The organism is Franconibacter helveticus LMG 23732 (assembly GCF_000463115.2).
GTDB lineage: Bacteria > Pseudomonadota > Gammaproteobacteria > Enterobacterales > Enterobacteriaceae > Franconibacter > Franconibacter helveticus.
In genome coordinates, this window is sequence record NZ_AWFX01000024.1 from 189,565 (window position 1) to 214,499 (window position 24,935).

Here is a 24,935-nt window from a genome sequence, read left to right on the forward strand (position 1 = left end):
CTCCCGAAGGAGCGCTTGAGTTTAAAGAGGATTTTTCTTGTTACGTATCAAATTGAGGCTTTCAACCGCAATGGAGAAAAACATGGCGAAATAGATATAGCCCTTAGGTACGTGAATATCGAAACTTTCCAGCATCAGCGTAAAGCCTACCAGGATCAAAAACGAAAGGGCCAGCATTTTCACCGAAGGATGGCGCTCGACAAATTCGCCAATCGGACGCGCCGCGAACATCATCACCCCTACGGCGATGACTACAGCCGCCATCATAATGAACAGGTGATCGGAGAGGCCAACTGCGGTAATAACCGAATCCAGGCTGAAGATAATATCGAGCAGCATTATCTGGAAAATCGCGCCGAAGAAAGAGTGGACGTTGGTTTTAAGCCCTTCTTCTTCGCCTTCGATAGATTCATGGATCTCTTTGCTCGCCTTCCAGATAAGGAACAGACCGCCGAGCAGCAAAATTAAATCGCGCGCGGAGATCTCCTGTCCCATCACGGTAAACAGCGGTTGGGTGAGTTTAATGACCCAGGCGATGGACGCCAGCAGCGCCAGACGCATGATCATGGCGCCGGCAAGGCCGAGTTTTCGGGCTTTGCCTTGCTGCGATTTAGGCAGTTTTGCGACAACCAGAGAGAGGAAAATAATATTATCGATCCCAAGCACTATCTCCAGCAGCGTCAGCGTACCGAGCGCCAGCCAGGCGTTGGGATCTGTTACCCATGCAAATAACATCTAAAAAGTCCTGCTTATAAAGAAAACGCTAATTATATGCATGTGGGTCGACCGGGCAAAAAATTTAATCTCTTTATAACAAAAAATGCCGCGCCAGCAGGGCGCCGGTAAAGTTTTTCTTCAGATAAAAGCCGCGCGGCAGCGTGAGAATGGTTTCGCCATGTGCGCCTATAGCTTCTGTAAGGGCTTTGCTGTTCGCCGCTTTAGGGCGAAGCTGCAACACTTCGCCATGGCGGGCGGTGATCCGCTCAACATTCCCGAGCACAATAAGATCCATTAACTCTTCCCAGTCCTGACGCAGTTGCGCCTCTTCATGCGGCGACGGGCTCCAGAGCAGCGGCGAGCCTACGCGTCGTTCGGCAAGAGGGATGGCGCGCTCGCCTTCCACCGGGATCCACAACACGCGCTTTAGTTTGTGGCGCACATGGCTGGTTTCCCACACCACGCCAGAATTGCCCGTTAGCGGCGCGACGCAGACAAACGTTGTTTCCAGCGGACGCCCCTGGCGGTCAATGGGGATGGTTTTCAACTCCACGCCAAGCGCGGCGAAATCCTGCTCAGGTTTGCTGCCCGCGCTGGCGCCCAACCACAACTCCAGCAAGACGCCAGTCCAACCCTTATCGCGCTTTAAATCCGGGGGAACAGGCAAACCAGCAAGCGAAGCAAGCTCGCCGAGCGTGCGGCCTGCCAGCACGCCTGCCTGCGCAAGCAGTTGAGCTTCATTTTCCGGCGGATGGCCTAAGGGGGTAGGTGACAACATAGCTTTTCCGTTAGGTTAAAAAATGAACAGTAAAAAAGGCGCTTGTGGACAGTGTAGGCCCGGCTGTGAGCAAATAACACAGATATTTGATTCAATTGATTTTTTAGCTAATACCGCAGCAGTTATTTTCAGCGTAAAGCCGGTTTTACCAATCTGGTCACTGACAATGAACAGGATCTTACACCATGTTATCCACAGAAAAATGGGATAACTGTGAAAAGTCGGGACTACTGGTTCGATTTACAGGCTTGACGAGACAAGTTTTTGCACTTTTTCGTCAGGTTGTGACTAACTTATTGGCACAATCTGTGGATAAAATCGGCTCTGGTCGATCTTTCATCACTCCTGGGATCAGATATGTGATGATCATCACGTTTCACTGCCAGGGAGACCGTTTTTTTATTTTAATACTATGAAAAATAAAGTTATATGTAAAATTACATATCCGGGCTGTACAGAATAGTCCTGGGTTTTCCCTGGGAAATCCGCTACTTCTGCACAATGATATCCACAGAAAAAGTGAATAAAAACCGCCTTGCTGGCGCAACGCTGTTTATAAGTCGTAGTGTTTTTGTGAATTATTCAATGTTTATTCCTTGACGGTGCGCTTAACAGAGTGGTTTACCGTCACAAAGGAGTATGAAACAATCGTTACTATCCAGGTTTATTTTGAGGTAGTCCGGTGATCGATGATGATGGCTACCGCCCGAATGTTGGTATCGTGATCTGTAATCGTCAGGGGCAGGTAATGTGGGCCAGGCGTTTTGGCCAACACTCCTGGCAGTTTCCGCAAGGTGGCATCAATCCTGGCGAATCGGCGGAACAGGCGATGTATCGCGAGCTTTTCGAAGAAGTCGGTTTACAACGAAAAGATGTCCGCATCCTCGCCACCACCCGCAACTGGTTGCGTTATAAATTACCAAAACGTTTGGTGCGTTGGGACACAAAGCCGGTTTGTATCGGCCAGAAGCAAAAATGGTTTCTTTTGCAGTTGGTGAGCAACGACACCGATATCAATATGCAGACCAGCAGCACACCGGAGTTTGATGGCTGGCGCTGGGTCAGTTACTGGTATCCGGTACGTCAGGTTGTCTCCTTTAAGCGCGATGTCTATCGTCGGGTGATGAAAGAGTTCGCAAGCGTAGTGATGCCCTTGCAGGAAGCGGCGCCGCCCACAAGAAGCGCTTCCCCTGCCTGGCGACGTAAAAGAGGTTAAGCCACGCAAATCATGCTCACCCGGTTGCGAGAAATAGTTGAGAAGGTGGCCAGCGCCCCGCGCCTTAGCGAGGCGCTGAACATCCTGGTGAATGACATCTGTCTTGCGATGGACACCGAGGTGTGCTCGGTTTATTTAGCCGATCACGACAGGCGCTGTTACTACCTGATGGCGACGCGCGGGTTGAAAAAACCGCGCGGCCGTACCGTTACGCTTGCATTTGATGAGGGGATCGTAGGTTTAGTCGGGCGACTGGCTGAGCCTATCAACCTTGCGGATGCCCAGAAGCACCCCAGCTTTAAATATATTCCTTCCGTTAAAGAAGAACGCTATCGCGCTTTTCTTGGCGTGCCTATTATTCAGCGTCGCCAGCTATTGGGCGTGCTGGTGGTGCAGCAGCGCGAGCTGCGCCAGTATGATGAAAGCGAAGAGTCTTTTCTCGTCACGCTCGCCACACAAATGGCGGCCATCCTTTCGCAATCTCAGCTTGCCGCGCTGTTTGGTCAGTATCGCCAGACGCGTATCCGGGCGCTGCCTGCTTCTCCGGGCGTCGCCATAGCGCAGGGATGGATGGACACCACGCTCCCTTTGATGGAGCAGGTTTACGAAGCGTCCACCCTTGATACCGCGCTTGAGCGAGAGCGCCTTACCGCGGCGCTGGAAGCAGCTTCGGGCGAATTTCGCCGCTACAGCAAACGGTTCGCCGTCGGCGCGCAAAAAGAGACGGCGGCTATCTTTGATCTCTACTCGCACCTGCTTTCCGACGCCCGTCTGCGCCGGGAGCTTTATAACGAAATCGATAAAGGCTCAGTGGCCGAGTGGGCGGTAAAAAAGGTTATTGAGAAATTCGCCGAGCAGTTTGCGGCGCTGACTGACGGCTACCTTAAAGAGCGCGCCGGCGATTTGCGCACCCTTGGCCAGCGTCTGCTGTTTCATCTTGATGACAACATTCAGGGGCCAAATACATGGCCTGAGCGTTTCGTGCTGGTCGCCGATGAGCTTTCCGCGACGACCCTGGCCGAACTGCCGCAGGACAGGCTGGTAGGCGTCGTGGTTCGCGACGGCGCAGCCAACTCCCATGCCGCCATCATGGTGCGCGCGCTGGGTATTCCCACCGTGATGGGCGCAGATATTCAGCCTTCGGTATTGCATCATCGAATGCTGGTGGTGGATGGCTACCGCGGCGAGTTGCTGGTCGATCCGGAACCGGTACTGTTGCAGGAATACCAGCGGCTGGTAACGGAAGAAAATGAGCTAAGCCGCCTTGCCGAAGGGGATGTCGAGCAGCCAGGCGAGCTGAAAAGCGGCGAGCGGGTGCAGGTCATGCTTAATGCGGGTCTCAGCCCGGAGCATGAGCAAAAGCTTGGCAGCCGTATCGACGGCATTGGTCTTTACCGCACTGAAATTCCCTTTATGCTGCAAAGCGGCTTTCCTTCCGAAGAAGAGCAGGTTGCGCAGTATCAGGGCATGTTGCAGATGTTTATCGATAAGCCCGTTACCCTGCGCACGCTGGATATCGGCGCGGATAAACAGCTTCCTTATATGCCTATAAGCGAAGAGAACCCCTGTCTTGGCTGGCGCGGCATTCGCATTACGCTTGATCAGCCCGAGATCTTTTTGATCCAGGTGCGCGCCATGCTGCGCGCTAACGCGGCGACGGGCAATCTCAGCATTTTGCTGCCGATGATCACCAGCATTGACGAGGTGGACGAAGCGCGCCGTCTGATTGACCGCGCCGGGCGTGAAGTGGAAGAGATGCTGGGCTACGCCATTCCCCGACCGCGCGTCGGCGTAATGGTGGAAGTTCCTTCTATGATCTTCATGCTGCCGCAACTGGCGAGCCGGGTCGATTTTATCTCGGTCGGCACTAACGATTTAACGCAATATTTGTTGGCGGTAGATCGCAACAATACCCGCGTGGCTAACCTCTACGACAGCCTTCACCCCGGCATGTTGCGGGCGCTCAATATTATTTCGATTGAGGCGCGGCGCAATAATATCGATCTCTGCCTGTGCGGGGAGATGGCAGGGGATCCGATGTGCGTTGCGCTGTTGGTAGGTATGGGGTTCCATCATTTGTCGATGAATGGTCGCTCCGTGGCGCGCGTTAAATATCTGCTGCGTCATATTACGCTTGAAGAAGCGCAAGCCCTGGCGCAACGCAGCCTGGAGGCGCAACTGGCGGCAGAAGTGCGCCATCAGGTGGCGGCGTTTATGGAACGGCGCGGCATGGGCGGCCTGATTCGCGGCGGCTTGTAACGGCTTTTACTCTTACACATCTTTTACAACTTACCGCCGTCTCCTGGCGGGCTTTATGCTATGATTCGGCTCTTTGGGAGCACCCGGAATAAGGTGCGCAGCATATTACCGCTGTCCACTTTCAGCGGAATAACAACGACTTGTGGTGACAGATGAAGAGTGGCTATCTGCATTTTCCCGATTTTGACCCGGTAATTTTTTCTATTGGGCCGATCTCGTTGCACTGGTACGGTTTGATGTACCTGGTAGGTTTTGTTTTTGCGATGTGGCTTGCCGTTCGTCGCGCTAATCGTCCCGGCAGCGGCTGGACGAAAAACGAAGTGGAAAATTTGCTGTATGCAGGTTTTCTGGGCGTGTTTCTCGGCGGCCGTATTGGTTATGTCCTCTTTTATAACCTGCCTCTGTTTCTTGAGGATCCGCTTTATCTGTTCCGGGTCTGGGACGGCGGCATGTCCTTCCACGGCGGCCTTATCGGCGTGATTGTGGTTATGATTGTCTTCGCGAAACGCACTAAGCGCAGTTTTTTCCAGGTGTCCGATTTTATCGCGCCGTTGATACCTTTTGGTCTGGGCGCCGGTCGCCTTGGCAACTTTATCAATGGCGAACTCTGGGGCCGCGTCGATCCGAATTTTTCGTTCGCGATGCTTTTCCCAAACTCCCGCGGCGAAGATATGGCGCTGTTGCCAGCGCACCCGGAGTGGCAATCGCTTTTTAACACCTATGGCGTGCTGCCGCGCCATCCTTCCCAGCTTTATGAGCTGGCGCTTGAAGGCATCGTGCTGTTTATCATTCTGAACCTCTTTATCCGTAAACCTCGCCCAACCGGCGCAGTTTCGGGGCTGTTCCTGATCGGTTACGGCGCGTTTCGTATCATCGTCGAATTCTTCCGCCAGCCAGACGCGCAGTTTACTGGCGCATGGGTGCAGTACATCAGCATGGGGCAGATCCTTTCTATTCCGATGATTATTGCCGGCATCGCTATGATGGTCTGGGCTTACCGTCGCCCGCAGCAGCAAATTTCGTGAGACGTAATGAAACAGTATCTTGAATTGATGAATAAGGTGCTCCATGAGGGCACCCCGAAAAACGACCGTACCGGCACCGGCACGCTCTCTATTTTTGGTCACCAGATGCGCTTTAACCTGCGCGAAGGGTTTCCGCTGGTGACGACCAAACGTTGCCATTTGCGCTCCATTATTCATGAGTTGCTGTGGTTCTTAAAAGGCGACACCAACATCGCTTACCTCCACGATAATAACGTCACCATCTGGGACGAGTGGGCGGATGAAAAGGGCGATTTAGGCCCCGTGTACGGCAAACAGTGGCGCGCCTGGGCTGCGCCTGATGGCCGCCATATCGACCAGCTCACCACCGTGTTAAACCAGTTGAAGAGCGATCCGGATTCTCGACGTATCATCGTTTCCGCATGGAACGTCGGCGAACTGGATAAAATGGCGCTGGCGCCTTGCCACGCTTTTTTCCAGTTCTACGTGGCGGATGGAAAACTGTCTTGCCAGCTTTACCAGCGCTCCTGCGATGTCTTCCTCGGTCTGCCGTTTAATATTGCAAGCTACGCTCTGCTGGTGCATATGATGGCGCAACAGTGTGACCTGGAGCCGGGCGATTTTGTCTGGACCGGCGGCGATACGCACCTTTACAGCAACCACCTGGAGCAAGCGCGTTTGCAGTTGACCCGCGAGCCGCGTCCGCTGCCGAAGCTTATTATCAAGCGCAAGCCGGCGTCGCTTTTCGACTACTGCTTCGATGACTTCGAAATAGAAGGTTACGACCCGCATCCCGCTATCAAAGCACCTGTCGCGATTTAAACAGGCTGCCATAACCGGCGCCGTTGCGCGCCGGTTTTTCTTCCCCTCGTTTCATTCTCCCGAGCTGTCTTCCAGTGTTCATGCAATAGCTTGCAAGCCGTAAAGTTTCTTACGAGATGACTTCAGAAACTGAAAAACGGCGCTCGTGGTTTTTTTGGCGACTGGCAGACTGCCGCAATGAACAGAAACGAGCAGGGCTATAGCCTGATTGAAATGATGTTAGTAATAACGATTGTCGCTATGGTGAGCGCGGGTGGGCTTTATGGCTGGCAACGCTGGCAGCAGCAACAGCGGCTCTGGCAAACGGCGTGTCAGCTCAGAGATTACCTTGAGCAGTTGCGTGAAGACGCTAACTGGCACAACCGCGACCACAAGCTCTGGTTGAAGCGGGAAGGGCAAACGTGGTGCACAGGCAGCGAAGCGGAACAGGAGAAAACCTGTAAGCCGGGCGACAAGCGGCAATTTTCGCCGCGCTGGAGCGAGGTGACTGTTGCGGAAATCACGCCAGACCTCGCCTTTTACGGCATGCGAAATACCGCATGGCCCGGCCATATTTTGCTGAGCAGCCCGGCGGGAGAGTGGCGCATTACTGTCTCCGTGTGGGGACGCATACGGCTCTGTCCGGCGGGGGGAAGCGCGTCATGCCAGTAAAAACAAAAGGTTTTTCTTTGCTGGAGACGCTGATTGCCTTAGCCATCAGCAGCGGATTGCTTCTTGGAGCGGTGCGAATGTTGCCCGCATTGCACTTTGGCGTCTTGCGCCAGACGCAACAGGCAGCCATGCAGGAAGAATTATGGCAACTCGCTTTTGCTGTGGGTAAGCAGCTACAGCGTGCAGGATATTGCTATGGCAGTTGTTCCGGTGAGCCGCTGAAAATCGCCTCGCAGGGGCAGTGCGTCATCATTCAATGGGATGCTAACAGCAATGGCAAATGGGAGGCTTTTTCAGCGGAGGCGGAGCAAACCGGTTACCGCTTGCGGGAGAAAAGCCTGGAAACACAGCGGGGCGCCACGCAGTGCGATGGCAAAGGGTGGGAGAAAATCACCGATCCGCAAAAAATGCGCGTTGATGCCTTCGCTGTAAAACAGCAGGCGCGCAGCGGCTTGCCGCCGCTGATGATTATCCGCCTGGCGGCTACGCCGCTTAGCTATGGCGGTTCGCAGGTCAATATTGAACATAGCGTTGTTGGATACAACTTATGACCAACAAACAAAAAGGCGTGTCGTCGCTTTCAGCGGTTTTGATGTTACTGCTGTTGGGGTCGCTTATGTTGGGCGGATTGCAACAACAACTCAACGCCCGGTATGTTTCGGTGGCAAGTGAGAGGCGGGCGCTGAAACAATTTTCTGCTGCTGTCTCTACTCTCGCGTGGGCTGAAAAGCAGCGCTGGACGCTAAGTTGGGAGTGGCAGTGCCAGGCATTTACCGCGTATAAGGGGCGCGCTTGCGTGAAGCAGACAGGAAAAGGCGAAGCCGTTGTGGCCGCGCAGGATACAGTGCATAGCGATGCGTTAATTCTCTGGCGCAGAGCTGAACCCGACACGGCGGGGATAAAATACCGCGCTCGCGGCTGGCTGGATTTTTGTCCACTGGAGGCTTCGCAATGTCAGCTTCCCGTCGCGCCATGAGCGAAGCGGGTTTTAGCCTGCCGGAAGTGCTTGTCGCTATGATGCTCTTTATGGTGGTTATCGTCTCGCTAAGCGGATTTTACCGGGCCCTGGCGATGGGGTTTCAGTCGCAGTGGCAGGCGCGCCAGCTGTGGCGTTTTGCGAGTCAGCAAGCAGAAATCGCACCGCCGGGGCTGCCGCAAGGATGGAAAGCGACGAGGGTGGAGACATCCTTGGTCGGATGTGTCAGCATTTCGGTTATTGTTACCAGCCCAACAGGCAGGCAAGGGCAATTAGCCCGTTTACACTGCCCGTCCGGTCTGTAGTCAGGAGATTTTATGTTACGGGTTTACCACTCCAACCGGCTGGATGTGCTGGAAGCGATCATGGAGTTTATCGTTGAACGCCAGCCGCTCGACGATCCTTTCGAGCCTGAAGTTGTGCTGGTGCAGAGCACCGGTATGGCCCAGTGGTTGCAGATGACCCTCGCACAGAAGTTTGGTATTGCCGCCAACATAACGTTTCCCCTGCCTGCCAGTTTTATCTGGGATATGTTTGTGCGCGTGCTGCACAATATTCCGGAAGAGAGCGCGTTTACTAAACAGAATATGAGCTGGAAGCTCATGACGCTGCTGCCGGGGATGCTGCCGCGTCCTGAGTTTGCGATGTTGCGTCATTACCTCAATGACGATGACGACAAGCGTAAGCTTTTTCAGCTCGCTTCACGTGTGGCGGATCTCTACGACCAGTATCTGGTCTACCGTCCGGAGTGGCTGACGCGCTGGGAGGCGGGGCAGGAGGTCGAAGGACTTGGCGATGCGCAACAGTGGCAGGCGCCGCTGTGGAAAGCGTTAGTGGAGCATACCGCGCAACTGGGACAGCCGCAGTGGCACCGCGCCAATCTTTATCAACGTTTTATCGAAAAGCTGGAAAACGCCACTGAACGCCCGGCTGGGCTGCCCGCCCGCGTTTTTATTTGCGGTATTTCGGCCTTGCCGCCGGTCTATTTGCAGGCGTTACAGGCGCTCGGCAGGCATATTGATGTTCACCTGTTGTTTACTAACCCCTGCCGCTACTACTGGGGCGATATTAAAGACCCGGCATTTCTGGCGCGTCTCATGAGCCGTCAGCGGCAGCGGCATGCGCAGGCGGGCACCTCGCCGCTGTTTAAAGACAACGAGACGGCTTTTTCGCTCTTTAATGAAGAGGGCGAGCAGGAAGTCGGCAATCCGCTGCTTGCTTCATGGGGCAAGCTTGGACGCGACTATTCTTACCTGCTCTCAGGGCTTGAGCACTTTGAAGAACTCGACGTTTTCGTCGATGTCGAGCCTGATAATTTGCTGCACAGCCTGCAATATGACTTGCTGGAGCTGCGCAACAACGCGCTGGCAGGCGTTACGCTGGAAGAGTTTGAGCGAAGCGAAAATAAAAGGCCGCTGGATCCTGACGATCGCAGTGTGGCTGTGCATGTTTGCCATAGTCCGCAACGTGAAGTGGAAGTATTGCATGACCAGCTGTTGCGCATGCTGGAGGCTGACCCGGAACTCACGCCTCGCGATATCATCGTCATGGTGGCGGACATCGACAGCTACAGCCCTTTTATTCAGGCCGTTTTCGGTAGCGCCAGTAACGAACGCTGGCTGCCCTGGGCGATTTCCGATCGTAAAGCGCGGCAGGCGCATCCGGCGCTAGAAGCTTTTATCACTTTGCTTTCCCTGCCGGACAGCCGTTTCGTCTCGGAAGATGTATTAGCTTTGCTGGAGGTGCCTGCGCTTGCCGCCCGCTTCTCCATCAATGAAGAAGGCCTGCTTTACCTGCGCCAGTGGGTCAATGAATCAGGCGTACGCTGGGGCATTGATGACGACAACGTGCGTGAACTGGCTTTGCCTGCGACAGGCCAGCATACCTGGCAGTTCGGCTTGACGCGTATGCTGTTGGGTTACGCCATGGAAAGCCATGTCGGCGAATGGCAGGAGGTATTGCCCTACGATGAGTCCAGCGGGCTGATAGCCGAACTGGTAGGGCACCTTGCCGAGTTGTTGATGCAGCTTAACCTTTGGCGTAAAGGGCTTTCTCAGCCGAGACCGCTGGCGGAATGGCTGCCTGTTTGCCGGGATATGCTGGAAAGCTTCTTCGAGCCGGATGAAGAGACCGAGGCGGCGTTAGCGCTCATTGAGCAGCAATGGCAAGAGATGATAGAGCAGGGCATGGCAGGCCATTATGATGGCAGCGTGCCGCTGAACCTGCTGCGTGATGAACTGGCGCAGCGTCTCGATCAGGAGCGTATCAGCCAGCGTTTTCTGGCCGGGCCGGTTAACTTTTGTACGCTGATGCCGATGCGCTCTATCCCCTTCAAAGTGGTTTGTTTGCTTGGGATGAACGATGGCGTTTATCCCCGCACGCTCTCGCCGCTGGGGTTTGATTTAATGAGCCAGAAGCCGCTGCGCGGCGATCGCAGCCGTCGCGATGATGACCGCTACCTTTTTCTGGAGGCGCTCATATCAGCGCAACAGCGTCTTTATATCAGCTATATCGGCCGCTCCATTCAGGATAACAGCGAGAAATATCCCTCGGTACTGGTGCAGGAGCTTATCGATTATCTGGCGCAGAGCCACTATCTGCCCGGAGACGAAGCCCTTAACTGCGACGAAAGCGCCCGCAGAGTTAAAGCGCACCTTACGCGTTTGCATCCCCGCACGCCGTTTGACGCGGAAAATTTCCTGCCGGCCCGTGAATTACAAAGCTATGCCCGCGAGTGGCTGCCTGCGGCAAGCGAGCAGGGCGAGGCGCACCCGGAGTTTATTAAACCGCTGGCGCCGGCACCCGTAGAAGAGCTGCCTTTCGAGCAGTTGCAGCGCTTCTGGCGCCACCCGGTAAGGGCATTTTTCCAGATGCGCCTTAAGGTAAATTTTCGTACCGAAGAGAGCGAGCTGCCGGATGCCGAGCCCTTCACGCTGGATAGCCTGGGCCGTTATCAGCTCAATCAGCAGTTATTAAATACGCTGGTTGAAAAAGAAGATCCCGATATGCTCTACCGCCGCTATCGCGCGGCAGGGGAGTTGCCCTACGGCGCTTTTGGCGAAATTTTTTGGGAAAGTCAGCTGCTGGAGATGCAGACGCTGGCGGACAGAGTCACCGCTGAGCGCAGCACCAGCGAAAGCCAGGAGATCGACCTTACGCTAAACAACGTACAGCTTACCGGCTGGTTGCAGCATGTGCAGGAAGATGGGCTGCTACGCTGGCGGCCTTCTCTGCTAAGGGTTGAGCATGGAATGCAACTTTGGCTTGAGCATCTGGTCTACTGTGCCAGCGGCGGTAAGGGAACCAGCCGCCTTTACGGGCGGAAAGAGACCCAGTGGCGTTTTCCTGCGCTTGAGGCGCAAGAGGCGCGAGGTTATCTCGTCGACTTGATTGAAGGGTATAAGCAAGGAATGAGCAGCCCGCTGGTTTTGCTCTCGCAGAGCGGCGGCGAATGGCTGAAGGCGTGCTACGACCCGGCCAGCGACACCATCGCCTGGGATGAAGAAACGCAGCAAAAAGCGCGCAACAAGCTGTTGCAGGCCTGGACAGGCAACCAGATGGTGGAAGGCGAAGGCGCGGATATCTGGTATCAGCGTCTCTGGCGTAGCCTGGAGCCGGAATATTACGAGGCGATTATCCGCGAAGCGCAGCGCTACCTGCTGCCGCTTTTCAGATTCAATCAAAAATAACGTTACTGTATAAAAATTGCGCAGCCGGATCCGTTTCCTTTATGATGCGCATCTTGCTCAGGGCCGATGCAAAAAACGACAAAACGATCCCGTTACGGGAGAGCGGTTGTTAATGATGAAAAGCTCAGGAGTTTTTGTGATTAAGAGGTTCGTAAATGCCTGATTGCCAGACCTGGTTTAAAGCGCTCTGTTTCTCCGTGGCCCTTTGGGCTCCTCTCACTCAGGCAGATACTGGCTGGCAACCCATAAAGGAAACCATCCGCAAAAGCGAAAAAGATAACCGCCAGTACCAGGCTATTCGTCTTGATAACGGTATGGTGGTCATGCTGGTTAGCGATCCGCAGGCCGTTAAGTCCTTGTCAGCGCTGGTGTTGCCGGTAGGTTCGCTTGAGGATCCTGACGACCATCTCGGTCTTGCTCACTACCTTGAGCACATGACGCTGATGGGGTCGAAGAAGTATCCGCAGCCAGACAGCCTTGCTGAATATCTGAAAATGCACGGCGGCAGCCATAATGCCAGCACGGCGCCTTATCGCACCGCGTTCTACCTGGAAGTGGAAAACGATGCGCTGGACGGCGCGGTAGACAGGCTGGCGGACGCCATTGCCGCGCCAACCCTGGCAAAAGTCTACGCCGATCGCGAGCGCAATGCGGTGAACGCTGAACTGACGATGGCCCGCGCCCGCGATGGTATGCGCATGGCGCAGGTCAGCGCGGAAACCCTTAATCCGGCTCATCCCGGCTCTCGTTTCTCTGGCGGCAATCTGGAAACGCTGCGCGATAAGCCGGGCAGCCCGTTACAGCAGGCGCTGGTGGCGTTTCGCGATAAATACTACTCCGCCAACCTGATGAAAGCGGTCATTTACAGTAACCGTCCGTTGCCGGAACTGGCGAAGCTTGCGGCGCAGACCTATGGCCGCGTACCGAATAAAAATATTGAAAAGCCCGCTATTAACGTTCCTGTGGTCACTGATGCGCAAAAGGGGATCGTTATTCATTATGTGCCGGTGATGCCGCGAAAAGTGGTGCGCATAGAGTTTCGTATTGAAAACAACAGCGACCAGTTTCGCAGCAAAACGGATGAGCTGATCGGTTATCTCATTGGCAACCGCAGCGCGGATACGCTTTCCGACTGGTTGCAAAAGCAGGGGCTGGCCGAAGGCGTGCGCGCCGACTCAGACCCGGTCGTCAACGGCAATAGCGGCGTGCTCGCTATTTCCGTCACGCTGACGGATAAAGGGCTGGCGCAGCGCGATAGCGTCGTTGCCGCTGTCTTTAGTTATCTGAACACGCTACGTGAAAAAGGCATCGACAAGCGTTATTTCGATGAGCTGGCGAACGTGCTCGATCTCGACTTTCGCTATCCCTCTATTACGCGCGATATGGAGTATGTGGAATGGCTGGCGGATACGATGATCCGCGTGCCGATCGCGCATACGCTCGATGTAGTGAACATTGCTGACAGGTACGATCCGCAGGCGATAAAAGCGCGTCTGGCGATGATGACGCCGGAGAACGCGCGTATCTGGTATATCAGCCCTGACGAACCGCATAACAAAACGGCTTACTTTGTCGATGCGCCTTATCAGGTAGATAAAATCCCCGCCGCTACGCTTAAAAGCTGGCGCGAGCAGGCGGATAAGATCGCGCTTAAATTACCGCAACTAAACCCCTATATTCCGGATGATTTCACGCTCATTAAGCCGGAAAAAACGTACCTTCACCCGGAACTGCTGATTAATGAACCGGGACTGCGCGTACTTTATAGCCCAAGCCGCTATTTTGGTCTTGAACCGAGAGCAGATATTACGATGGTGCTGCGTAACCCGCAGGCAATGGACAGCGCGAAAAATCAGGTGCTGTTTGCGCTCAATGATTACCTGGCTGGCGTGGCGCTGGATGAATTGAGCAACCAGGCGGCGGTGGGCGGTATCAGTTTCTCTACCAATGCCAACAACGGACTGATGCTGAACGCCAATGGCTATACGCAGCGGTTGCCGCAGCTTTTCCAGGCCTTACTGAATGGGTACTTCTCCTATACCGCGACGGAAGAGCAGCTACAGCAGGCAAAATCCTGGTACAGCCGCATGCTGGAGTCTGCGGAAAAAGGCAAAGCCTACGAACAGGCTATCATGCCGGTGCAAATGGTGTCCCAGGTGCCTTATTTCCAGCGCGAAGCGCGTCGGGCGTTGCTGGATAACATTACATTGCAGGAGGTGATGGACTACCGCAGCAACCTCAAGACCGGGGGGCGTCCTGAGTTTTTGATGCTTGGCAATATAACCCCGGAGCAGGCCGGCAAACTTGCCCACGCGGTGAAGACGTCGCTTGGCGCGAACGGCAACGAATGGTGTCGCAATAAAGATGTGCTGGTAGACAAAAAGCGGCAGGTTATCTTCAACAAAGCAGGCGGCAGCACCGATTCGGCGCTGGCGGCGGTGTTTGTGCCGAAAGGGTATGACGAAACCGTCAGTTCGGCTTACAGCGCGCTGCTCGGCCAGATTGTTCAGCCCTGGTTTTACAACCAGCTGCGCACCCAGGAGCAGCTAGGGTATGCCGTTTTCGCCTTCCCGATGGGTATCGGGCGCCAGTGGGGCATAGGGTTCCTGCTGCAAAGCAGCGATAAACAGCCCGCTTTCTTGTGGGAGCGCTATAAAGCGTTCTTCCCAGCGGTAGAGGAACGACTGCGCAAGCTTGATCCGCAGGAGTTCGCCCAGACGCAGCAAGGGGTGATTAATCAGATGCTCCAGGCGCCGCAGACGCTTTCAGAAGAAGCCTCGCGGGTCAGTAAAGATTTCGACCGGGGTAATATGGCTTTTGATTCACGTGATAAAGTCGTCGCGGAAATTAAAAAGCTGACGCCGCAAAAACTGGCCGACTTCTTTCACCAGGCGGTGATTGCCCCAACCGGCATGGCGGTTTTATCTCAGGTGTCCGGCACGCACGACGGCAAAGCGGACTATGCTGCGCCGCAGGGCTGGGAAGTACAGGAGAGCGTCAGCGGTTTGCAACAATCTTTACCCCTGATGAGTGACAAAGAATGACCGATGAACGAGCAGAGTCCCTTGATCCCCTTCGCTTGCCGTTATTGGGTGAAAGGCTGATAGAAGCCTCTGCCGGGACGGGGAAAACCTTTACTATCGCCGCGCTTTATCTGCGGTTATTGCTGGGGCTGGGCGGCGAAAACGCCCATACCCGGCCGCTGTCCGTTGAAGAGCTGCTGGTCGTAACCTTTACCGAAGCCGCCACGGAAGAGCTGCGCGGACGTATTCGCAGCAATATTCACGAGCTGCGCGTCGCCTGCCTGCGCGAACGCACCGACGATGCGCTCTACCAGCGGCTGCTTGATGAGATCCCGGATAAGCGCCACGCGGCGCAAACGCTGTTGTTGGCCGAACGGCAAATGGATGAGGCGGCGATTTTTACCATTCATGGTTTTTGTCAGCGCATGCTTAGCCTGAACGCCTTCGAATCCGGCATGCCGTTTGAACAACAGCTCATTGAAGATGAATCTCTGCTGCGCTACCAGGCGTGTGCGGATTTCTGGCGGCGCCACTGTTACCCGCTGCCAAAAGCGGTCGCCCGTGCTATCAGCGAATTGTGGGACGGGCCGGAATCCCTGCTGCGTGATATCAGCGGTTTTTTGCACGGCGAAGCGCCGCAAATTAAAACGCCGCCACCCGATGAAGAGACGCTTGAAGCACGCCATCAGCGCATCATTGAGCGCATCGATCAAATAAAAGCGCAGTGGCGTTCTCTTGCGGGCGAAATCGGCGCCATGATCGCCAGCTCCGGTGTTGATAAACGCAGTTTCAGCAGTAAAAACCTGCCCAACTGGCTCGATAAAGTTAATGCCTGGGCTCAGGAAGAGACGCAGTCTTATCAGTTGCCGGAAGCGCTTGCTAAATTCGCGCAGTCAAACCTGATTGAAAAGACAAAAAAAGGCGAGCCGCCGCGCCATCCGCTGTTTGCAGCGATTGATGAGCTGTTGCTGGAGCCGCTGACTATTCGCGACCTGGTGATGGCGCGGGCGATGACGGAAATACGCGCTACCGTCGCCCAGGAAAAACGCCGTCGCGGCGAGCTGGGCTTCGATGACATGCTAAGTCGGCTGGATGAAGCGTTGCACCAGCCGGGCGGCGACGCCCTGGCATTGGCTATCCGTACCCGCTATCCGGCCGCGATGATCGACGAATTTCAGGATACCGATCCCCAGCAATATCGTATTTTCCGCCGTATCTGGCTTGGTCAGCCTGAAACCGCGCTACTGCTGATAGGCGACCCGAAACAGGCCATTTACGCCTTTCGCGGCGCCGATATCTTCACTTATATGAAGGCGCGTAGCGAAGTTAGCGCTCACTATACTCTCGACACCAACTGGCGTTCGGCGCCCGGGATGGTGGAAAGCGTAAACCGGTTGTTCGGCCTGCTGGACAATCCTTTCCTGTTTCAGGATATCCCTTTTCTGCCGGTGAAATCGGCGTCGCGTAACCAGTCGCTGCGCTTTATTGTGCAGGGAAAAACGCAACCGGCGATGAAGTTCTGGCTAATGGAAGGCGAAGGAGCCGGAGTAAGCGATTACCAACAATACATGGCGCGGGTCTGCGCGCACCAGATTCGCGACTGGCTGACGGCGGGGTTGCGCGGCGAAGCGTTGCTCTGTAAAGGAGACGAAACAAGAGCGGTGCGGGCATCCGATATTACCGTGCTGGTGCGTAACCGGATCGAGGCGTCGGTTGTGCGCGAAGCGCTGAATGCGCTCAATATTCCTTCCGTATATCTTTCCAATCGTGACAGCGTCTTCGCCACTCAGGAAGCGCTTGAGCTGCTCTGGTTGCTACAGGCGGTGCTGGCGCCTGAAATCGAGACTCGCCTGCGCAGCGCAATGGCGGCAAGCATGCTGGGACTGGATGCGCAAGCCATCGAAGCGCTCAACCAGGATGAGAACGCCTGGGATAACCTGGTGGAAGAGTTTGACGGCTACCGGCAAATCTGGCTGAAGCGCGGCGTAATGCCCATGTTGCGTATGCTAATGACAAAACGCCATGTGGCAGAAAACTTGCTGGCGACCCCTGGCGGCGAGCGGCGTCTGACGGATATCCTTCATCTGAGCGAACTATTGCAGGAGGCCTCCGCCCAGGCAGACAGCGAATATGCGCTGGTACGCTGGCTGGCCCAGCATATCGCCGAGCCAGACGCCAATGCCGCCAGTCAGCAGTTGCGCCTTGAGAGCGATAAGCACCTCGTGCAGATAGTCACCATCCATAAATCCAAAGGCCTGGAGTATCCGCTGGTCTGGCTGCCTTTTATCGCCGATTTCCGCGAACAAAAGACCGGTTTTTACCACGATCGCGAAACCTTCGCGGCAGTGCTGGATTTAAGCAACGACGCCAGCAGCGTCGAGCTTGCGGAAGCGGAACGACTGGCGGAAGATTTACGCCTGCTTTATGTGGCGCTTACCCGCTCGGTCTGGCATTGCAGCCTGGGCATCGCGCCGCTCTTCCGTAGCCGGGGAGCAAAAAATGGCGAAACGGATTTGCATCGCAGCGCCCTTGGCCGGCTTATCCAGAAAGGCGAGGCGCTGGATGCCGCTGGCCTTAAACGTTGCCTTGAAGCCTTATGCGATGAGGCCATCGCGCTGGATTTCCCGACAGAGCCGGACAACCAGCCCTGGGCGCCGCCGCCTGGCGAGGCGTTAAGCCTCGCTGCGCGCGAGTTGCAACGCCGTATCGTTGATGAATGGCGTGTCACCAGCTATTCCGGATTGCAGCAGCATGGTCCCTCTTTTGCGCAGGACTGGGTGCCAAAACTGGATATCGATGCTGCGGGCGACCGGGAATCTTCAGGCGAGCCTGAAAAGACGCCGCATACTTTTCCTCGCGGCGCGTCGCCCGGTACCTTTTTGCATGGCCTGTTTGAAAATCTCGATTTCACGCAGCCGGTAGAAAAAACGTGGGTCAGCGAGCAGCTCTTACTGGGCGGCTTTGACGATGCCTGGCAGCCAGTGATGACGGAGTGGATAGAGAACATATTGCGCGCGCCGCTTAATGAAAGCGGCGTATCGCTTAACCAGCTCGGGCCGAAAGAGAAGCAGGTGGAGCTGGAGTTTTATGTGCCGATCAACGCCACGCTCGCCCCCGAGGCGTTGGATGCGCTTATTCGCCGCCACGACCCGCTTTCCGCATCCTGCCCGCCGCTCGATTTCCGTCAGGTGCGCGGCATGCTGAAAGGCTTTATCGACCTGGTGTTCCGCTGGCAGGGGCGTTACTACCTGCTTGATTACAAGTCCAACTGGCTTGGCGACAGCCCGCAGGCTTATACCCGCGAGGCGATGGCGCAGGCGATGCAGACGCACCGTTACGATTTGCAATACCAGCTTTACACCCTGGCGTTGCATCGCTACTTGCGCCACCGGCTGGCGGATTACGATTACGAACGCCATTTCGGCGGCGTCATTTATCTTTTTTTGCGCGGGGTCTCGGGTGATGACGCTTCGCAAGGCATTTTCACCACCCGTCCGGCGCTGGAACTGGTAGAGGGCATGGATGCGCTATTTGCCGGTGAACAGGAGGCAACGATATGAAAATGCAGGAGCTTATCCGACAGGCGGTAGAGCAGAAACTGCTGCGGCCGCTGGATGCGCAGTTCGCCATGATGGTGGCGAGCAATGACGAGCCGGCCATTATGCTGGCGGCGGCGCTGGTCAGCCGTGACGCAGGCGAAGGGCATGTTTGTCTGCCCGTGAGCCGCCTGTGCGTCGAACACTGCTTTTCCGGCAGGCCGCAGGAAGCATTTGCAAAAACCCTGTTCGACGCGGCGGGAAACCCGCAAAACTGGCATGAAGTGCTGCTGGCTTCCCGGGCGGTAAGCGATGACGGCGCGCCAACGCCGCTCAAGCTTATTGGCGAGCGGCTTTATCTCAACCGCATGTGGCGTCACGAACAGGCGGTCGCCGCTTTTTTCCGCCAGCAAAACCGGGTTATCGCGGCAGATGAGGCGAAGCTGAACGAGGTGCTGAATGAGCTGTTCGCGCCCGCCGATGAGGTGGACTGGCAGAAAGTCGCGGCGGCGGTGGCATTGACTCGCCGTATTTCCGTGATTTCCGGCGGTCCGGGCACGGGAAAAACAACGACCGTCGCCAAACTGCTGGCGGCGTTAGTCCGGCTGGCGGGGGAAAAGCCGCCACGTATTCGTCTTGCCGCGCCTACCGGCAAAGCTGCGGCGCGTCTGACCGAGTCGCTTGGCGGCGCGCTGCGCCGTTTACCGCTGGCGCAAAAACAAAAAGAGGCGCTGCCGGATGAAGCCAGCACGCTGCACCGCTTGTTGGGGGCGCAGCCTGGCAGCCAGCGGCTGCGCTACCATGAAGGCAATCCGCTGCATCTGGATGTGCTGGTCGTGGATGAAGCGTCAATGATTGACCTGCCGATGATGGCGCGGCTAATCGCGGCGCTTCCGCCCCATGCGCGGGTGATTTTTTTAGGCGACCGCGATCAGCTCGCCTCGGTGGAGGCCGGCGCGGTGCTCGGCGATGTGTGTCACTATGTCAGCCACGGTTTTACTGCCGCCAGAGCGCAGGAGTTGAGCCGCATCACCGGCTGCCAGATAGCCGCAGGGGAAAGCGAGCACGCCGCTGAGTTGCGGGATTGTCTTTGTCTGCTGCAAAAAAGCTATCGCTTCGGCAGCCATTCCGGCATTGGGCGGCTGGCTTTCGCCGTTAACAGCAGCGACCACCGGGCGGCGCATAGCGCGTTTACTCAGAACTTTACGGATATCGCCAAAAAACCGCTGCAAAGCGGCGACGATTACGCGCAAATGATTGTCGATGCGCTGGAGGGCTACGAGCGTTTTCTCAGTTCATTGCGTGAAGGCGCAGAGCCGCAAACCGTATTGCAGGCGTTTGGCGACTTTCAATTGCTCTGCGCGCTGCGTGAAGGGCCGTTTGGCGTGGGCGGATTAAACGAGCGGCTGGAGCAGGCGCTGGCGCAGCGGCGTTTTATCAAGCGCGTGCCGCTTTCTCGCTGGTATGAAGGCCGACCGGTAATGATTAGCCGTAATGACAGCTCGCTGGGGCTGTTTAACGGCGATATTGGCATTGCGCTCGACAGGGGGCAGGGGCTGCGCGTCTGGTTCCCAATGCCGGATGGCTCGGTAAAACCCGTGCAGCCAAGCCGCCTTCCTGCGCATGATACCGCCTGGGCGATGACGGTGCATAAATCGCAGGGGTCGGAATTTGACCACGCGGCGCTAATTCTCCCCGGCCAGTTTGTTCCCGTGGTAACGCGTGAACTGGTTTATACCGCCATAACCCGTGCGCGCAGCAGGCTGTCGCTTTATGCCGACGATCGGGTGTTTGAGCAGGCGATAGCGACCCGCACCGAGCGGCGCAGCGGGCTGATGGAAAGCTTCAGGGCATAAAAAGGCCGCGCTTTTGCGCGGCCTGGCCGTGTCAGGTAAGGTCCGCCATCAGCACTTTTGAGCGCCGCTGGTAGTTATACATCTGCTTTTTGCTCTCCGGCAGCGAATCGATGTCTACTGGCGTAAAGCCGCGCTCCTGGAACCAGTGAATGCTGCGGGTCGTCAGCACAAAAAGCTTGCTAAGCCCCATTTGCTTCGCCTGGCTCGCCACGCGCTCCAGCAGCGCTTCGCCACGGGAGGAGCTGCGGTAATCAGGATGCACCGCCACGCAGGCCATTTCGCCGATTTTCTCTTCGGGGAAAGGGTAGAGCGCAGCGCAGGCGATAGTCAGGTTGTCGCGCTGGATGATGGTGAATTTATCAATTTCCATCTCCAGCTGTTCGCGGGAGCGACGCACCAGTATGCCCTGCTGCTCAAGCGGGCGAATAAGCTCAAGAATGCCGCCGATGTCGTTAATGGTAGCGCGGCGGATCTGCTCTGCGCTTTCCATAACAATCTGTGTGCCGATGCCTTCACGCGAGAACAGCTCCTGCAACAATGCGCCATCTTCCTGATAGCTGATTAAGTGGCTGCGGCGCACGCCGCTGCGGCAGGCTTTCACTGCGCCGCGCAGGAAACGTACCGTACCGGAATGGTAATCTCCCGCCGCTTCCAGCGCCTCTACGCGCGTCTGGGCTTCATTCGGGAACAGCTCCGAAACAATCTCGCCGTTTTCATCCATTACGCCCTGCGAAGAGCAAAAGCCGATCATCTTCTCCGCTTTAAGTTTGATAGCCAGCTGTGTCGCTATCTCTTCTGAGGTCAGGTTAAAGCTTTCCCCCGTAACGGAGACGGCCACCGGCCCCATCAGCACAATCGCGCCGCTGTCGAGCTGGCGATGAATGGCTTCTTCGTCAATACGGCGGATGCGGCCGCTGTGGCAGTAGTCTATGCCGTCATCCACGCCAAGCGGCTGGGCAATAATAAAGTTGCCGCTTACCACGTTGATATGCGCGCCCTGCAATGGCGTGTTGTTAAGGCTCATAGAAAGGCGGGCGGTGATATCAAGTTGCAGCAGGCCGGCCGCCTGTTTAACCAGATCGAGCGTGCGGGCGTCGGTGACGCGGGTATGCTTGTGATAAAGCGGTTCGTGATGATGAGCGGCGAGATTAGCGTCGATTTGCGGACGCGCGCCATAGACGACCACCAGCCGGATCCCAAGGCTGTGAAGCAGACCAATGTCGTTGACAATATTGGAGAAATTTTCATGCTCAATGGCTTCGCCGCCAAGCATAATGACAAACGTTTTTCCCCGATGAGCATTAATATAGGGAACGGAATGACGGAATCCCTGGACCAGCTCGGTTCGACGCTCCTTCACCACGGCTAAACCTCTCAATGAATTATTATTCGTAATTTATGTATTTTTATTCTTTTCTGTTCAGCCATGCAAGCAACAATTTCACTCAGCACGAGCATTAAACATGGCGCAAAAAAAGCGTAAATCGAATGTTTACCCTTTTATAGATGACAGTCAGGGCACCATTCGCTAAAGTTTTTCGCCTGTTTTTACGATGTTATGTCAGGGTTTCGTTTTTTTGCTCGGGAGAGGCATGTCTGGTTCCAGTAAATCTTTAAGCCGTCGTCAGCTGTTGCAGGGGACGGGCGCCATGTGGTTATTAAGCGTCAGTCAGATTGGCTTTGCCGCTTCAAGCCAGGTGGTTGCGGTGCGCGTCTGGCCCGCTTCCGCCTATACCCGCGTCACGCTCGAATCGAACCGCGTGCTGAAATATCGCCAGTTTGCGCTTAGTAATCCTGAGCGCGTGGTGGTGGATATTGAAGGCGTGCACCTTAACTCTGTGCTGAAAGGACTGGGCAACCAGATAAGCCATAACGATCCCTTTATTAAATCTGCGCGCGTCGGGCAGTTTGATCCCAAAACGGTGCGGATGGTTTTCGAGCTGAAAAAGAACGTCACGCCGCATCTGTTTGCCCTGGCTCCGGTGGCGGAATTTAAAGAGCGTCTGGTTATCGATCTCTATCCGGCCGACAGCGCCAGCGAGCAGGATCCGCTACTGGCGTTGCTGGAAGATTACAACAAAGGCGAGCTGGATAAAAAAGCGCCGCAGGGTGGCCCGCAGCCTGGCAAAGCGGGGCGCGATCGGCCTATCGTCATCATGATAGACCCGGGCCACGGTGGGGAAGACCCCGGGGCCATAGGGAAATACAAAACGCGTGAAAAAGATGTGGTGTTGCAAATCGCACGGCGATTAAGGGCGCTCATTGAAAAAGAGAGCAATATGAAAGCCTATATGACGCGCAACGAGGATATTTTTATCCCACTGAAAGTGCGTGTGGCGAAGGCGCAGAAGCAGCGCGCCGATCTCTTTGTTTCTATTCACGCCGATGCCTTTACCAGCCGGGCGGCGCGCGGTTCGTCGGTATTTGCGCTTTCCACCAAAGGCGCCACCAGCACCGCGGCGAAATATCTGGCGCAAACGCAGAACGCGGCCGACCTGGTCGGCGGCGTCAGCAAAAGCGGGGATGTTTACCTGGACCATACGATGTTCGATATGGTGCAGTCGTTGACGATTTCCGACAGCCTGAAATTTGGCAAAGAGGTGTTGAATCGCCTTGGCAACGTTAACAAACTGCATAAAAACAGCGTCGATCAGGCGGGCTTCGCCGTACTGAAGGCGCCGGATATTCCCTCGATACTGGTCGAGACAGCGTTTATCAGTAACGTTGAGGAAGAGAAAAAGTTGCGCACGGCGGCCTTTCAGCAGGAGGTGGCCGTTTCGATTCTGGCGGGCATTAAAGCCTATTTCGCCGATGGCGGGACGCTGGCAAGGCGCGGTTAACGCGCCTTTTGCCTTATTTCAGGCAAAAAAAAACACCCGTCAGGGTGTTCATTTTATGATTGGTTGCGGGGGCCGGATTTGAACCGACGACCTTCGGGTTATGAGCCCGACGAGCTACCAGGCTGCTCCACCCCGCGTCCGTCATACTACTTCACATTGTCGCGCACGGCGCGTTAATTGGTTGCGGGGGCCGGATTTGAACCGACGACCTTCGGGTTATGAGCCCGACGAGCTACCAGGCTGCTCCACCCCGCGTCCGTGGAAGCGCACTATACTCCGCTGAGCTTTCGTTGCAACCTTTTTTTAAAACAAACCGCCATCATCAGGCGCACTTGCTGAAATATCCCGCCATCTGTTTATTTTTTATCCTTATTTGATTCTGCTTAAGGCGCAGCCGTTTCATTGAACCCGCGTGTTTGCTATCTTCGCCTGCGGAATGCGGTAACGTGGAGAGAGTAATGAAAGGGCGTCTGGCAAAATATCTGGCGACAGGAGCGATGGTGGCGATCCTCGCGGCCTGTTCTTCTAAACCGACCGATCGCGGTCAACAATATAAAGACGGTAAGTTTCATCAGCCGTTCTCACTGGTCAATCAGCCGGATGCCGTGGGCGCGCCCATTAATGCGGGCGATTTTTCAAAGCAGGTGAGCGAAATCCGCAACGCCTCGCCGCGTCTGTACGGTAGCCAGAGCAGCGTTTACAGCGCCGTGCAGGAGTGGCTGCGCGCGGGCGGCGATACCCGTTCGCTGCGCCAGTTCGGTATAGACGCCTGGCAGATGGAAGGGGCCGATAATTATGGCAACGTGCAGTTCACCGGTTACTACACGCCGGTCGTGCAGGCGCGCTATACCCGTCAGGGCGAATTCCAGTACCCGATTTACCGCATGCCGCCTAAGCGTGGTCGTTTGCCGTCGCGCGCCGAAATTTACGCAGGCGCGCTGAGTGAAAATTACGTCCTGGCTTACAGCAACTCCCTGATGGATAACTTCATTATGGACGTGCAGGGCAGCGGTTATATCGATTTTGGCGACGGACGTCCGCTTAACTTCTTCGCCTACGCAGGCAAAAACGGTCACGCTTACCGCAGCATCGGCAAAGTGTTGATCGACCGCGGCGAAGTGAAAAAAGAAGACATGTCGATGCAGGCGATCCGCCAGTGGGGCGAAACCCACAGCGAAGCGGAAGTGCGCGAACTGCTTGAGCAGAACCCGTCGTTTGTGTTCTTTAAACCGCAATCTTATGCGCCGGTGAAAGGTGCGAGCGCGGTGCCGCTTATCGGCCGCGCTTCGGTGGCCTCTGACCGTTCAATTATCCCGCCGGGCACCACGCTGCTGGCGGAAGTTCCGCTGCTGGACAATAACGGCAAGTTCAACGGACAATATGAGCTACGCCTGATGGTGGCGCTGGATGTCGGCGGCGCCATCAAAGGCCAGCACTTCGATATTTACCAGGGGATCGGCCCGGAAGCGGGGCACCGCGCAGGCTGGTATAATCACTACGGTCGCGTCTGGGTGCTGAAAACAGCGCCGGGCGCAGGCAATGTCTTCAGCGGTTAATCCCTGCCTTTT

The 24,935-nt window shown here is 55.8% G+C and carries 17 protein-coding genes and 2 tRNA genes; 14 read left to right on the forward strand and 5 right to left on the reverse strand.

Annotation, left to right across the window (positions count from 1 at the left end):
• Positions 1-21: 21 nt before the first annotated feature.
• Both DW56_RS07190 and mutH read right to left on the reverse strand, forming a co-directional pair.
• Positions 22-735 carry a TerC family protein gene (locus DW56_RS07190; protein ID WP_024553278.1) on the reverse strand — a complete coding sequence of 238 codons (714 nt, stop codon included), beginning with the start codon at positions 733-735 and terminating at the stop codon, positions 22-24.
• A 73-nt stretch (positions 736-808) separates the two neighbouring features.
• Positions 809-1,495, reverse strand: a complete 687-nt coding sequence (mutH, locus tag DW56_RS07195) for a DNA mismatch repair endonuclease MutH (protein WP_024553277.1) — start codon at positions 1,493-1,495, stop codon at positions 809-811.
• Positions 1,496-2,177: 682 nt separating this feature from the next.
• Here mutH and rppH point away from each other — a divergent pair.
• From rppH to recD, 12 genes are all read left to right on the forward strand, one after another.
• On the forward strand, positions 2,178-2,711 hold the full coding sequence (rppH, locus tag DW56_RS07200) for an RNA pyrophosphohydrolase (protein ID WP_024553276.1): 534 nt from the start codon (positions 2,178-2,180) through the stop codon (positions 2,709-2,711).
• Between the two features lie 12 nt (positions 2,712-2,723).
• The gene (gene ptsP / locus DW56_RS07205) at positions 2,724-4,970 is read left to right on the forward strand and encodes a phosphoenolpyruvate--protein phosphotransferase (RefSeq protein ID WP_024553275.1); all 2,247 of its coding nucleotides are present in this window, start codon (positions 2,724-2,726) and stop codon (positions 4,968-4,970) included.
• 152 nt (positions 4,971-5,122) lie between these two features.
• A complete protein-coding gene (gene lgt / locus DW56_RS07210; protein WP_024553274.1) occupies positions 5,123-5,995 on the forward strand; it encodes a prolipoprotein diacylglyceryl transferase in 873 nt (290 codons plus the stop codon).
• A gap of 6 nt (positions 5,996-6,001) precedes the next feature.
• On the forward strand, positions 6,002-6,796 hold the full coding sequence (gene thyA, locus DW56_RS07215) for a thymidylate synthase (protein ID WP_024553273.1): 795 nt from the start codon (positions 6,002-6,004) through the stop codon (positions 6,794-6,796).
• 177 nt (positions 6,797-6,973) lie between these two features.
• Entirely contained in the window at positions 6,974-7,447 is a 474-nt protein-coding gene (locus DW56_RS07220; protein WP_024553272.1) for a prepilin peptidase-dependent protein, read from the forward strand.
• Positions 7,438-7,998: a prepilin peptidase-dependent protein gene (locus DW56_RS07225; protein ID WP_024553271.1), complete on the forward strand. Its 561-nt coding sequence runs from the start codon at positions 7,438-7,440 to the stop codon at positions 7,996-7,998. Before DW56_RS07220 ends, DW56_RS07225 begins: the two co-directional genes overlap by 10 nt.
• Positions 7,995-8,423: a DUF2509 family protein gene (locus tag DW56_RS07230; RefSeq protein ID WP_049294131.1), complete on the forward strand. Its 429-nt coding sequence runs from the start codon at positions 7,995-7,997 to the stop codon at positions 8,421-8,423. The genes DW56_RS07225 and DW56_RS07230 overlap by 4 nt, the downstream gene beginning before the upstream one ends.
• Positions 8,399-8,728, forward strand: a complete 330-nt coding sequence (locus tag DW56_RS07235) for a prepilin-type N-terminal cleavage/methylation domain-containing protein (protein WP_024553269.1) — start codon at positions 8,399-8,401, stop codon at positions 8,726-8,728. The genes DW56_RS07230 and DW56_RS07235 overlap by 25 nt, the downstream gene beginning before the upstream one ends.
• A gap of 12 nt (positions 8,729-8,740) precedes the next feature.
• Entirely contained in the window at positions 8,741-12,112 is a 3,372-nt protein-coding gene (gene recC / locus DW56_RS07240; RefSeq protein ID WP_024553268.1) for an exodeoxyribonuclease V subunit gamma, read from the forward strand.
• 155 nt (positions 12,113-12,267) lie between these two features.
• Complete coding sequence (gene ptrA / locus DW56_RS07245) at positions 12,268-15,156, forward strand: pitrilysin (protein WP_024553267.1); 2,889 nt, start codon at positions 12,268-12,270, stop codon at positions 15,154-15,156.
• Complete coding sequence (gene recB / locus DW56_RS07250) at positions 15,153-18,695, forward strand: exodeoxyribonuclease V subunit beta (RefSeq protein ID WP_024553266.1); 3,543 nt, start codon at positions 15,153-15,155, stop codon at positions 18,693-18,695. Before ptrA ends, recB begins: the two co-directional genes overlap by 4 nt.
• Positions 18,692-20,527 carry an exodeoxyribonuclease V subunit alpha gene (gene recD / locus DW56_RS07255; protein WP_024553265.1) on the forward strand — a complete coding sequence of 612 codons (1,836 nt, stop codon included), beginning with the start codon at positions 18,692-18,694 and terminating at the stop codon, positions 20,525-20,527. The genes recB and recD overlap by 4 nt, the downstream gene beginning before the upstream one ends.
• Before the next feature lie 31 nt (positions 20,528-20,558).
• On the opposite strand, the gene argA is transcribed toward recD, so the two are convergent.
• The gene (gene argA / locus DW56_RS07260) at positions 20,559-21,890 is read right to left on the reverse strand and encodes an amino-acid N-acetyltransferase (RefSeq protein ID WP_024553264.1); all 1,332 of its coding nucleotides are present in this window, start codon (positions 21,888-21,890) and stop codon (positions 20,559-20,561) included.
• Positions 21,891-22,119: 229 nt separating this feature from the next.
• Here argA and amiC point away from each other — a divergent pair, with 229 nt between their 5' ends.
• Positions 22,120-23,367, forward strand: coding sequence for an N-acetylmuramoyl-L-alanine amidase AmiC (gene amiC, locus DW56_RS07265; protein WP_024553263.1), 1,248 nt, complete (start codon positions 22,120-22,122; stop codon positions 23,365-23,367).
• Positions 23,368-23,427: 60 nt separating this feature from the next.
• Here the strand turns inward: amiC and DW56_RS07270 are convergent.
• Positions 23,428-23,504: transfer RNA gene (locus DW56_RS07270), tRNA-Met, on the reverse strand.
• A 41-nt stretch (positions 23,505-23,545) separates the two neighbouring features.
• Positions 23,546-23,622 (reverse strand) — tRNA-Met (locus DW56_RS07275).
• Positions 23,623-23,825: 203 nt separating this feature from the next.
• Between DW56_RS07275 and mltA the strand changes: the two genes are divergently transcribed.
• Positions 23,826-24,923, forward strand: a complete 1,098-nt coding sequence (mltA, locus tag DW56_RS07280) for a murein transglycosylase A (protein WP_024553262.1) — start codon at positions 23,826-23,828, stop codon at positions 24,921-24,923.
• Positions 24,924-24,935 lie beyond the last annotated feature (12 nt).